Genomic DNA, 12390 nt, shown 5'->3' on the forward strand with positions numbered 1-12390 from the left:
TCTCCCCCTTCACACGACATAATGCTCACTCCGTATAACACGTGCGGCAATCGTTCGCTTCAAGGCTACCGTATCGGATAGCGGCGCGCGCATTAGCTTTTTCAGAATAGAAAGCTGCATTTGCAGTCCGTCTCCCTGCTCCAGGGAAGCAAGCGCAAGCTTCGCCAGCGACTCCACCTTCTCCATGGATTCCTGCACGAAAACCGTCGTCATCGCAATGACATTGTCCGTTTTCTCCGAGACAGCGCCGCCGCTTTGCTTCCACATTTTTTGCGAGCGCAGCAGCACGCTTTCCATGGCAAATATGTTAATCATGAGATCGGCAAGCGAGCAGAGCACCTCTTGCTCCTGCTCCAGCCGCAGCCCCAGCTTCTGCACGGCAAGCCCGCCTATGGCGAGGAACGTCTTTTTTGCCTGCGCAACGCGGTACGCTTCCTTGCTAAGCGGCTTCTCAAATGGCGGAAGCGGCATCGGCTGCACCAGCTCGGCTTGCAGGGCACGCGCTTTGCGCAGCAGCGGCAGCTCGCCCTTTAGCGCCTTCTTCATCAGCGTGCCGGGAATGAGCATCCGGTTAATTTCGTTCGTCCCTTCAAAAATGCGATTGATCCGCGAATCCCGATAAATGCGTTCAACCTTGTACTCGCGAATATAGCCGTATCCGCCGTGAATTTGCACCCCTTCATCCGCAACAAAATCGAGTGCTTCAGATGCAAACACCTTGACGATCGAGCATTCAATGGCATACTCGCCGATCGCCTTCGCTACCTTCATGCCATCGTCTGCCGCTTCGCCGCCCTGCTCCGTCGTCCTCAGCATCGCATCGATCCAGCCAGCAGTCCGGTAGACCATACTTTCCAGCACATAGGTGCGAATGTTCATGTCAGCCAGCTTAGCGCCAATGAGCGGATACGAGGAGATCGCCCTGCCGAATTGCTTGCGCGTATTGGCATAAGCCGAAGCCAGCTCGATCGTCTCCTTGGATGAGCCAAGGCAGGCTGCCCCAAGCTTGAACCGTCCGATATTCAAAATGTTAAAAGCGATGTGATGCCCTTTGCCAACCTCCCCAAGCACATTTTCTACGGGAACCGCCACGTCTTCAAAAAACAAAGGCCGCGTCGAGGAACCCTTGATGCCCATCTTATGCTCCTCTGGCCCGATACTGAACCCCGGCATTCCTTTCTCGACGATAAACGCGGTAAAATATTCACCGTCAACCTTCGCGTAGACGATAAACAAATCGGCAAAACCCGCGTTTGTAATGTACAGCTTCGAGCCATTCAGCACATAATGCTTGCCGTCTTGCGATAGCCTTGCTGTCGTCTTAGCCCCCAAAGCATCCGAACCAGAGGCAGGCTCGGTTAAGCAATAGGCAGCGATTCTCTCTCCTGTCGCAAGCGCAGGAAGATAGGCTTGTTTTTGCGCTTCCGTTCCGAAAAATACGATAGGCAGCGTGCCAATCCCCGTATGGGCACCTACCGAGAGTGCAAACGACGAAGCGCGCGCGAGCGTCTCTGCCAGCAAAGTCGTGCTCACCTTATCGAGACCTAATCCGCCGTAAGCCTCGGGCACGTCGGCGCCTAGCAGCCCCAGCTCGCCGGCTTTGCGCATCAGCTCCACGGTCAAGTCGTAGTTCAGCGCCTCCAGCTCCGCATCGCGCGGGATAATCTCCGCTTCCAAAAACTGCTGCGCCGCATCCCCCATCATCCGCTGCTCTTCCGTGAAATCCTCGGGCGTCACAACCGATTCCGGCATACTGTCCTCCACGACAAACCGACCGCCAAAACGTATCGTCTCCGTCATGCCGCAGGTCTCCCTTCAGTCTTTCGTTTATTAGGCTCGTAAATCATAATGGCCTTTAAAGATTAATAGAATTAGCTGTTCATGCCATTTAGCTGCCGTATACCTCGATTATGCCTGCCGCACCCATTCCGCCGCCTACACACATCGTCACGACACCGATTCCGCCGCCTCTGCGGCCAAGCTCATGGATGAGCGACACGGTTAGCTTAGTCCCTGTACAGCCCAGCGGATGTCCAAGCGCAATTGCTCCGCCGTTCACATTAACAATTTCCGGGTTGATCCCAAGCTCCCGAATAATCGGTACGCATTGCGCGGCAAAAGCTTCATTCAGCTCGAAGAGATCAACCTGTTCAAGCGTGATCCCTGCTTTGCGCAGCGCCTTCGGCACGGCTTCAATCGGTCCGATGCCCATAACCTCAGGAGCGACGCCAGCCACGCTATAGCTGCGGAATACGGCGAGCGGCCGCAGCCCCAGCTCCGCGGCGCGTGCTCGGCTCATTACGATGACAGCCGCTGCCCCATCGCTCATCTGCGAGGTATTGCCTGCCGTAACCGTGCCCTCCCGGGCAAATGAAGGCTTAAGCGGAGCTAAAGTTTGAACGGTCGTCTCCGGCCGCACTCCTTCGTCCGTATCGAATTGGATTACCTTCGACCAAGGCCGACCGGCGTCGTTCACGCCTGATCGGCTAGTCGTTATCGGCACGATTTCGGCTTGGAAGCGCCCTGCTTCAATCGCTGCCGCCGCCTTGCGGTGGCTCGATGACGCGAAAGCATCCTGCGCCTCGCGCGTCACGCCATAGCGGCGGGCAACCTCTTCCGCGGTATGCCCCATGCCCATATACACTTCAGGCCGCGTATCCACGATGGCAGGATGCGGCGACAGCTTAAAGCCCGTCATCGGCACATGGCTCATGCTCTCGACGCCCCCAGCCGCGATAATATCGGCATCGCCAAGCCGGATGCGCTCCGCTGCATAAGCGATGGCTTGCAGACCCGATGCGCAAAAACGGTTAATGGTAACGGCAGGCGTCGTAACCGGCAAGCCTGCGTATAGCGAGATGGTGCGGGCCATGTTGAGTCCCTGCTCCCCCTCGGGCATCGCGCAGCCGATAATCACATCCTCCACGAGCTCCGGCGACAAGGCGGGCACCCGCGCAAGCGCCCCTTGCAGCACCGCCCGCCCTAGATCCTCCGCCCTCGTCTCCGCCAAGCTCCCCTTCGATGCTTTGCCGACCGCCGTCCTCACCGCAGCAACGATAACGGCATCGCGGTCGTGATCCTCAAACGGTGATGAAGCTGACATTTCGCACTCCCCCTTTAAAAGTTAGTTGCGCAGCGGTTTGCCCGTCGCCAGCATATGGCTCATGCGATCCTGCGTTTTGCGCTCGCCGCAAAGGCTGAGGAACGCTTCGCATTCCAGGTCGAGCAAATATTGCTCGCTCACCTCAGCGCCCGGCTGAATGTCGCCGCCAGCGAGCACAGCGCCAAGCTTGCCGGCTATAAGCGCGTCATGCTCGCTAATATAGCCGCTTAGCTGCATCGCTTGCACCGCCACCTTAAGCACCGCCTTGCCTTCACGTCCGGCAACGCGAATGCGTCCCTCCGCCGGCGGCGCATAACCCGCCCGGTCCAGCTCAAGCACCGCCCGCTTCGCCTCGGCGATGCGCGCCTCCTGCCGCATAATGACCATATCCTGCGGCCGCATCAAGCCAAGCCCTCTAACCTCATAGCCGCTAGAGGAGGTTTTGGCCATCGCAATCGTCTCGAACAGCGCATTCAGATGCGGCTGCAGGTCTCCGCCCGGCTTGCCGCCATTTGCAATAAAAGCCCGTTCAGCTGCCATCGCAGCCGCTTCCTTGCAGCCCCCGCCCGCAGGAATAAGGCCCACTCCCGTTTCCACGAGTCCAAAGTATGTCTCTGGCGAATAAATAATGCGGTCAGCAGGCAAGCAGGCTTCAACCCCGCCGCCAAGCGTCATCCGGTGCGGCGCGGCAACGACAGGCCGATCAAGCCGCTTAAGCTCCAGCATGCTGCCCTGGAAGAAGCGGATAATATCCTCGACCTCATCCCACTCGCCGCTCTGCGCTTCCATCAGCAGCAGCATCAAATTCGCGCCGACGCAAAAATTCCGCCCTTCATTCGCAACCACAAGGCCGCGCCAATTCAGGGATACCTCCTTCGCGCTCTGCTGGATGACGGACAAAATATCCCCGCCGATCGCATTGTTCGCGGAATGGAACTCGAGGAGCACGACGTCATCCCCGATATCGATCAAGCTCGCGCCGGCAGTCGATAGGACGGTTTTTCCCGAAGCCTTTAATGACGCTAAAGAAATCGAGTCAACTTCCGCCTCCTCCTGCTTATAGGCGCCGCTCGCCGAATAAACACGTTCATTGCCCTCGACCTTATAAAAGCTTTCATGCCCTGCTTCGAGCCAAGCACGCACCCAAGCCGGTATATCCTCGCCCTCCTTCTCCATTTGCTGCACCGATTCCCGCAGCCCTATCGCATCCCATAGCTCGAACGGGCCAAGCTCCCAGTTGAAGCCCCAGCGCATCGCTCGGTCAATATCCGAGATCGAATCCGCGATGATTCCGACTTGCGCGGCTGAGTAGAGAAGCGTTTTTTTGATCGTCGACCATGCGAATTTCGCGTAGCGATCACGAGGATCGGTGCGAAGCAGCGCTTTCACCTTTGCCGCCGCGCCTTTCGCCGCTTTGGACGCATCGATGATTGGCGAATTAATGGAGCGCTTCGGCCCGTACTCAAGCGTATCCAGCTTGAGCGATTCAATCTCGCTGCCGCCCTTTCCCTTCACCTTCTTATAAAAGCCGGCTCCCGACTTCTCGCCGAGCCTCCCCGAGGCAACCAGCTGCTCCAGCAGCGGCGGCCTTGCAAAAATCGCCTGCTCCTCAGGGTCGCCGCTTCGCTCCCGCACATTGTCCACGACATGCAGCAGCGTATCGAGCCCAACGAGATCAAGCATGCGCAGCGTCGCCGTCTTTGGCCTGCCCATCGCCGGGCCGGTCAACGCATCTGCCTCTTCTACCGTAAGTCCGAAGCGTATCGTATCCTCGAGCGTGACGAGCATGCCGTAGGTTCCGATCCGGTTCGCAATGAAGTTTGGCGTATCCTTCGCAATGACGACACCTTTGCCGAGCCGTTTCTCGCAAACCTCCTTCAGCAGCGCCACGACATCGGGAGCCGTATCCGCGGTCGGAACAATCTCGACGAGCTTCATATAGCGCGGCGGGTTAAAAAAGTGCGTCACGCCAAAATGCCGCCGAAACTCCTCGCTCCTGCCCTTAACCATAGAAGCCGCCGATAATCCCGACGTATTTGTTGAGACGATGGCTCCCGGCTTGCGAGCCGATTCAATCGCTGCAAGCACCTCGCGCTTAATATCCAGCCTCTCGACAACCGCTTCAACGATCCAATCCGCCTCGCCCAGCGCTTCCAAATGATCGGTTAAATTGCCCGGCGTGATGCGGGATGACCAAGAAGGGTCATAGAGCTGTGCCGGCTGTGCCTTGCCCATCCTGGCAACGGCCGCGCTCGCCAGCCGATTGCGAACCTTGGCGTCAGAGAGCGTCAGCCCCTTCCGCTCCTCCTCTTCCGTCAGCGACCGCGGGACTACGTCCAGCAGCACGACTTGCATGCCCGCATTCGCCAGATGCGCAGCGATGCCGGCGCCCATTACGCCGGAGCCGATGACGGCGGCTCTGCGTATAGAACTGGCGTTTTTTTGCGACGCTTGTAATGTCATAGGCGACCTCCTTCTTTTCTTCCCCTAAATCCGATGCGTCTGCCTTACTCGCCGAATACGCTCTCGGCCAGCAGCTCTGCCACATCGCGCGCGATTACTTTCTCATCAGCAGATAAAGCCTTCAGTCCATCCTCCATCATCGTGAGGCAATACGGGCAGGCCGAGCTAATAACGGACGGCTTTACTTCAAGCGCCTGAGCTGCTCTCGCATGGTTAACCCGGGTGCCTGAATGCTCCTCCATCCACATCAAGCCGCCGCCAGCGCCGCAGCACATGCCGTTCGAGCGCGAGCGCTCCATCTCTTCAATCGTCACGCCCGGGATCGCCCGAAGCAGATTGCGCGGCGCCTCGTAAGTGTCGTTATAACGACTGAGATAACAAGAATCATGCACGGTCACGCGCTCGTCGATCGTATGCACCGGCAGCAGCGAGCCTTCCGCAAGCAAGCGAGCAAGCAGCTCCGTATGATGCTCCACCACGATGTCTGTGCTGAGGCCAAAATCAGGATATTCATTTTTGAACGTGTTATAGGTATGCGGGCAAGCCGTTACGATATGCTTGACGTCATATTTGCTGAGCGTCTCGATATTCTCGCGGCACAGCTCTTGAAAAAGCAGCTCATTGCCGATCCGCCTTGCCGTATCGCCGGAGCTTTTCTCCTCGAGGCCCAGCGTAGCGAAGCTGACGCCCGCCTGAACAAGCAGCCGCACCACATCGTACAACACGCGGCGGCTCCGCATATCGTAGGCTCCCATCGAGCCTGCCCATAGCAGGACGTCGGCTTTTTTGCCCTGCTGCTTCAGCTCCTGCATCGTGTTGACTTTTATGCCGGTGCGGCTCTCGCAATCGGCAATCCATGCAGCCCGTTCCGCGCGCGGCAAGCCCCACGGATTGCTTTGGCGCTCGATGTTTTGAAGCGCTCTCTGCCCATCCGACGGCAGCCTGCCTTCCATTAAGACCAAATAACGGCGCATATCGATGATTTTGTCGACATGCTCATTCCCAACCGGACACTGCTCCTCGCAATTGCGGCAGGTCGTGCACGCCCAAAGCTCCTCCTCGGTCAGCACCTCGCCGATCAGCTCCACCTCCTCCGGCTTAGCGCCCTCTTTCACGCTCCATGCGCCTGCCTGCGCCGCCATCGTCGGCTCAATATTTGTTTCTCCCTCGAAGGCCGCCTCCCAAGCGGGAAGCACCGCTCCCATCACATGGGCGCGAGGAGCATTGCTCTTGGATTGCCAGATGCCGGCAGGCAGCCACGGTGACTTTGACGTAATGGCGGCGCCTTTTTCGGTCAAATGATCCCTTAGCTTCACAATAAGATGCATCGGCGACAACAGCTTCCCGGTGCTCGCTGCCGGACAAACATTCGTACAGCGGCCGCATTCGACGCATGCGTACAAGTCAAGCATCTGCTTTTGCGAGAAATGCTCCACCTTCCCAGCCCCGAACGACTCTGCCTCCTCGTCCTCCAAATCGAGCGGCGCAAGGCGGCCGGGCGGGGTGCTGCGCCGGAACCAAAGATTGACCGGAGCAGACAGCAAGTGAAAATGCTTCGACTGCGGCACATAAACGAGGAAGCTCAGCAGCACAAGAAGATGCAGCCACCAAAACAGTTCAAAGCCCGCATGGGCGGCCGCGCTTTGCGGCTGTACGCCTATGCTTTCAAGGAGATTTGCCAGCTGATTGCTGACCGGCGCATAGCTTGCTTCTACGACAGAGGCACCCGTACCGCTTGCGGCAGACAGCCGCTCGAAGGCTAAGGTGAAAAGAACCGTGAGCATCAAGGAGCCGATAAACCACATGACGAGCGATGGCTTCCAGCCCCTTTTTAGCCGGGGCAGCTTCTCTCCGTAACGGCGAAATGCGCCATAAAGAACGGCTGCAAACACAAGCGTTACCGTCATTTCCTGCGTCAGCGAGAACCCGTTATAGTAGGGCAGCGGAAGCGGCTCGCCTTCGCTTAGCCCTTTCCATATCAAGTCCGCCGCGCCAAACTGAAGCACAATAAAGCCGTAAAAATAAACCAGATGCATGATTCCGCTCCGCACGTCATTAAGCAGCTTGCGATGGCCAAGCACTTGGCCGCTGAAGCTGGTTTTGCTTTTTGGCTTGCGCGCATACCGCTTAAACAGCGTCGGCACTCCAAGCCGCATGTACAAGACGCGCCTCTGCACAACAAGCACGAACATAGAAACAGCAATGAGCACAACCGCCGCAAACAATGTCCATCTTCCCCAGATCAGCCATTGATCGACCTGCTTTAACGCCAAATACGTTGGCATATGCCTCGCCCCCTCATATATGCCGGCTTAAGGAACAAGCACCTCTGCGTGTGAAGTAGTCGGACAAGCTTTGGAACGCTTTCAAAATAGCCGCGGTGCTCCATGTATATGAGCTTTTTGCGTTGAACATGCCGCTCGCAGGGGGAATGCGTACGGTCTATTCATTTGATTAACGTCATATCGTAGCAATGATGGACGTGTTAACCAAATATCGAAATAAGTGAGGGAGCTTCTATGCTGAAAATAGTGGTGCTTCTCAAGCAAACGTTCGATACCGAGGAAAAAATCGTCGTAACAAAGACGGGTGTCGATGAAAGTGAAGCCAAATTTGTCATTAACCCATACGACGAGTATGCGCTCGAGGAAGCGCTTCGCCAGCGCGAGCGGCTCGGCGGCGAGGTCATCGTCATCACCTGCGGGCCCGAGCGGTCGCAAGATGCGCTCCGCACGGCGCTCGCGATTGGAGCGGACGAGGCTGTTCGGCTGGACAGCTCAGCCCTGCCTGATGACGGTACCTCTATCGCCGCTGCCCTGGCTGCCGTGATCAAGCCGCTTGCTCCCGATCTGCTGCTGGCGGGCTTATTCGCAGTCGATAGCGGCGCCGGTAGCGTGGCGCTGCAAGTGGCGCAGCGCCTTTCCTTGCCGCATGCCACCTCCGCCATCAAGCTCACCCTTGTGACTGCTGGCGAGCTAAGCGCTCTGCCTGCGGATGGCGTGCTTAGCGCTCCCGCATCGGTGACCGCCGAGCGTTATGCCTTAGTCGAGCGCGATGTCGAAGGCGATACGGAGACCGTATCGATCCCGCTGCCCGCGCTTATTACGGCGCAGCAGGGACTCAACGAGCCGCGTTATCCGTCGCTGCCGGGCATTATGAAGGCAAAGCGCAAGCCGCTGCGCACCGTAACGCTGGAGGAGCTGATCGGCAGCGGCGCGCTAACGGCTGAGGGCGTCGCACCGCGCACCGCCCGCTCGCAGCTGCTCCCGCCACCGCCGCGCGCAGCGGGCAAGCGCATCCCCGGCGCGCCGGCGGAGCAAGCGACAGCGCTCGTTTCGCTGCTGCGGGAAGAAGCGAAGCTTCTTTGATGGTTGGGCTTTGCGGTGTGTTTGCGAGCGCGGCGCGAAGGTTGCGATGTGTTTGCAGCGTGGCGTGGGAGTTTGTGCAGCTTTGATGAGGAAGCCTGTACGGGGGATCGTGCGTTCATGGCTGAAAGCGTTGCAACGCGGCGGCGCGTTAACTGTAACAGGTAACAGGCGATTGTAACTTCGGTGTACGGTTTGAGTTAGTGGGTGGGATAGCTTGTTGCTGCGGAACTTGAGTTAGCGGGGCGGGATTTCGTACTGCGCTGAGGTGCAGCGTAACCAGCGAATTAAGCTCTGATGTGAGGTTTTTATTGTATAAACCGCAGCGCAGCCACTTGGCATGCCATACTGAGCAGCTATCCAAGATCTGCGCAGCAGCAATAAAAGTTTGTCCAAGGCAATGCCTGGTTTCAGTATAAAAGTTAGGGGAGAGGAGCTGCATCCTATGTCCAAAACCATTCTTGTATTTGCAGAGAGCCGGGACGGCGTACTCCGCCGGGTGGCGCTGGAGGCACTCGGCGCAGCACGGCGGCTCGCAGGCAAGGACGGCGCTGTCCATGCCGTCCTTGCCTGCACCGGCGGCGCGGCGGAAGAAGCCGCCGCGCTGGCAGCGCGGGGGGCGGACGTCGTGCATATCGCCGACGATCCTTCCCTCCGCGCCTTCGCGCCCGAGGCGTACTTCGCCGCCCTCGGCGCAGCCATGGCTGCGGTGCAGCCGGACGCGCTGCTGCTCGGCCACACCGCTATGGGGCGCGAGCTCGCGCCCCGCGTGGCCGCGGCCCATGGCGCCGGCCACATCGCTGACGTCATCGCCATTGAAGCAGATGGCAGCGATGACGTCCTTTTCACCCGCCCGCTCTACGCCGGGAAGGCGTTCGAGCGGCGCAGCTTCGTGCCGGGCCATCCGTGGGTTATCACGGTGCGCCCGAATAACTTGCCGGCGGCGGAGCCGCTGGACGCCGCCGACATATCGGGCACCGTCACGGCTCTGCCGTTCACGGTGCCGCCGCTTTACACCGCCGTGCGCAGCCTTGTGCGCCGCACCGGCGGCCAGCTTGATCTCGCCGAAGCCGACATCGTCGTATCCGGCGGCCGGGGCGTGCGCAGCGCGGCTGGCTTCGAGCCGCTGCAAGCGATGGCTGCCGCGCTCGGCGGCGCTGTCGGCGCCTCGCGCGGCGCCTGCGATGCCGGCTATTGCGATTATGCGCTGCAAATCGGGCAAACCGGCAAGGTGGTTACCCCGCAGCTTTATATCGCCTGCGGCATAAGCGGGGCCATCCAGCATCTTGCCGGCATGAGCCAATCGCGCGTTATTGTCGCCATCAACAAAGATCCGGACGCCCCGATCTTCGGCGTCGCGGATTACGGCATCGTCGGCGATTTGTTCGAGGTCGTGCCATTGCTGACGACAGAGCTGGAGCGCGCTAGAGCCTAGATTTATTTTCACATCAGTACTATTCGCGTCCCTGCCAGCTGCTGCAAGCGGCTCTAGCAGAGGCCTCCCCGACCCCCAAAACCAAAAAAGGCGCTATTTCCTTCGGTTCAGCTTCATTAGAAGCGAGCCAAAAGAAATAACGCCTTTTAACGTTTTCCTTCTTGCTTATGCAAAATCCGGTCGAATCTCACGGATGCAATCCGGCGACTCGTACAAATCATCATGCACCGCATTCGTTACAGGGTAGGCGCGCATGAGATAGGAATCCATCGCTTCCAGGTGCTTGCGCAGGCTGCTAAATTCCGTAAGGCGCGGATTGAGCCAATCCTCGATGCCCTCCTCGTCCAAAATAACCGGAACCCGAGGCTGCCACACCGACATCGCGCCAGTCGAGGCAGCGGTGATCATCGTAAAGGCACGCACCTCTTTGCCGCTCACGTTTTTCCAGCAGTCATAAATGCCTGCGATGCCAAACAGCTGCTGGCTTGGCACGACGATATGCATCGCCCGCGGGTCACGCTCTTTCCCGAACTGCTTTTGCCCAAAAAAGCCGCTGCATGGCAGCACGCATCTTTGTCTCCGCAGCATCCGCTCTAAAAAAGGCTTCTCGGACAGTGTCATATGATCTGCATTGACCGCGTCCTTCGCCCAGAAAGGGAACAAGCCCCATCTCGACTCTTCCATCGTTCTTTGGTCAAAACGGTCATTCATCACGATCGACACCGTCTGAGTCGGCGCTACATTAAAGCGGTTCGTGTGTCCCCGAATCACCTTGCCTACCTGAAACATTTCTACCATATCGCCTAAATCTGCCGTTAACGAAAACCGTTCAATCATCGCGACCACCCTTTTCACGTTGTTGAATCCAGTTTTTGTTAAAGGCAAGAAATTTATGCAAACTTTCTGGTCAAAACGTTCGAACCAGCAGCTGCTGCTTCTGAATCTCGGCTTCTATTCCTCCAACCATGCAGCCGAACCGTCACTTAATTTAAAAGCCTACATCGTAAAGCGTTTCCGGAATTTAAGCGGAGGCATCCCTGTATGCGATGCAAACAGCCTGGAGAAATGCGGCGTCTGCCGGAAACCGGTTTCCTCCGCAACCCGCGCTATCGTCCAATCCGTCTTGATGAGCAGCAGCTTCGCCTGATCAAGCCTGTAATAGAGCAAATATTGCTGCGGCGTGCAATCAAACACCTCTGTCATGCAGCGCGTAATATAGTTGGTATGCAGCTGAAGCACGTCGCTCAGCATCGTATTGCTGATTGGGCTGCGGTAATTCAGCTTCAAATATGCAGCTGCCCGTTCAGCAACCGATACCGCCGCTTTAGCCGCATCCGAGCGCCAGCCCTCATCCAGCATTTGCAGCAAATGCAAAAACCGCTGCTGACGGTCCCAGAACGCGCCATGCGACGAGCTTTTGGCGGCTTCATGAAGCTGTGAGAAAATAAGCTTCGCTTCATCCGGATAGGTAAGCTTCATTTTTTTGGGCAGCCGTATCGCATATGTATAGTAGTCGCCTCTCAGCGAGCCGCTTTGATTGCCTACCGTTTCCTCCCAAGCGCCCACCGTCTGAAAATGAATCCAATCAAACACGGTGTCTTCCTCGCAAGGGCGAGTCGAATAATGCCAGCGGTCCGGCCTTAGAATGAGCACATCGCCCGGTCCAAGCGTCCAGCGGTGATTATCCTCTGCCACATGCAAGCTGCCCTGATTTACAAATAATAGATCAAAAACGCCAAGGTTAGTCCGATTAGGATGCTCCTCGCCGGCGCGGTAGGTTATTCGGTTTGATTCTATGAAAAACGGCAAAGGCGGTGAACGAAATGTAAGCAATAATTCCTCTGACAACCTAATCTCTCTCCTTATTTGTTTTGCGTAGCAAAACATTTTTCGTAAGCATTAACTTTGTTTTGCGAAGCAAAACAGACTTCATGTGTAAATATGCAAAAAATGACTAAAGCCCATGTTACTTGAAAACCGTTTCATTTGTCTACAACAAAACAAAACTCTCATCATTTTCGCAT

Annotated in this window: 8 protein-coding genes; 2 read left to right on the plus strand and 6 right to left on the minus strand. The window is 57.4% G+C overall.

Going from position 1 to position 12390, the window contains the following annotated elements; all coding sequences use genetic code 11:
* Window positions 1–9: 9 nt before the first annotated feature.
* The 4 genes from A7975_RS22870 to A7975_RS22885 all read right to left on the minus strand — a co-directional run bounded on the left by A7975_RS22870 (window position 10) and on the right by A7975_RS22885 (window position 7851).
* Window positions 10–1800, minus strand: coding sequence for an acyl-CoA dehydrogenase family protein (locus A7975_RS22870; RefSeq protein WP_065386642.1), 1791 nt, complete (start codon window positions 1798–1800; stop codon window positions 10–12).
* 88 nt (window positions 1801–1888) lie between these two features.
* Window positions 1889–3103: an acetyl-CoA C-acyltransferase gene (locus tag A7975_RS22875; RefSeq protein WP_065386643.1), complete on the minus strand. Its 1215-nt coding sequence runs from the start codon at window positions 3101–3103 to the stop codon at window positions 1889–1891.
* Window positions 3104–3124: 21 nt separating this feature from the next.
* Window positions 3125–5566, minus strand: a complete 2442-nt coding sequence (locus A7975_RS22880) for a 3-hydroxyacyl-CoA dehydrogenase/enoyl-CoA hydratase family protein (RefSeq protein WP_065386644.1) — start codon at window positions 5564–5566, stop codon at window positions 3125–3127.
* Window positions 5567–5610: 44 nt separating this feature from the next.
* Window positions 5611–7851, minus strand: coding sequence for a (Fe-S)-binding protein (locus A7975_RS22885; RefSeq protein ID WP_082198391.1), 2241 nt, complete (start codon window positions 7849–7851; stop codon window positions 5611–5613).
* Between the two features lie 237 nt (window positions 7852–8088).
* On the opposite strand from A7975_RS22885, the gene A7975_RS22890 reads away from it, so the two are divergent.
* Together A7975_RS22890 and A7975_RS22895 are read left to right on the plus strand one after the other, a co-directional pair.
* Window positions 8089–8934 (plus strand): electron transfer flavoprotein subunit beta/FixA family protein, encoded by an 846-nt coding sequence (locus tag A7975_RS22890; protein WP_053377491.1) that lies wholly within the window; start codon window positions 8089–8091, stop codon window positions 8932–8934.
* A 442-nt stretch (window positions 8935–9376) separates the two neighbouring features.
* Window positions 9377–10366, plus strand: a complete 990-nt coding sequence (locus A7975_RS22895) for an electron transfer flavoprotein subunit alpha/FixB family protein (RefSeq protein WP_065386645.1) — start codon at window positions 9377–9379, stop codon at window positions 10364–10366.
* A gap of 165 nt (window positions 10367–10531) precedes the next feature.
* Here A7975_RS22895 and A7975_RS22900 read toward each other — a convergent pair whose 3' ends face one another.
* Together A7975_RS22900 and A7975_RS22905 are read right to left on the minus strand one after the other, a co-directional pair.
* Entirely contained in the window at window positions 10532–11203 is a 672-nt protein-coding gene (locus tag A7975_RS22900; RefSeq protein WP_065386646.1) for an SOS response-associated peptidase, read from the minus strand.
* A 159-nt stretch (window positions 11204–11362) separates the two neighbouring features.
* Window positions 11363–12214, minus strand: a complete 852-nt coding sequence (locus A7975_RS22905) for an AraC family transcriptional regulator (protein ID WP_053372937.1) — start codon at window positions 12212–12214, stop codon at window positions 11363–11365.
* Window positions 12215–12390: the final 176 nt, after the last annotated feature.

It is taken from the genome of Bacillus sp. FJAT-26390 (assembly GCF_001682865.1).
Classification (GTDB): Bacteria; Bacillota; Bacilli; order Paenibacillales; family Paenibacillaceae; genus Pristimantibacillus.

What these genes read in the sequence shown, in the direction of transcription:
- A7975_RS22870 (WP_065386642.1), bottom strand. Translation starts at nt 1,800, where the DNA reads ATGACGGAGACGATACGTTTTGGCGGTCGGTTTGTCGTGGAGGACAGT.
- A7975_RS22875 (WP_065386643.1), bottom strand. Translation starts at nt 3,103, where the DNA reads ATGTCAGCTTCATCACCGTTTGAGGATCACGACCGCGATGCCGTTATC.
- A7975_RS22880 (WP_065386644.1), bottom strand. Translation starts at nt 5,566, where the DNA reads ATGACATTACAAGCGTCGCAAAAAAACGCCAGTTCTATACGCAGAGCC.
- A7975_RS22885 (WP_082198391.1), bottom strand. Translation starts at nt 7,851, where the DNA reads ATGCCAACGTATTTGGCGTTAAAGCAGGTCGATCAATGGCTGATCTGG.
- A7975_RS22895 (WP_065386645.1), top strand. Translation starts at nt 9,377, where the DNA reads ATGTCCAAAACCATTCTTGTATTTGCAGAGAGCCGGGACGGCGTACTC.
- A7975_RS22900 (WP_065386646.1), bottom strand. Translation starts at nt 11,203, where the DNA reads ATGATTGAACGGTTTTCGTTAACGGCAGATTTAGGCGATATGGTAGAA.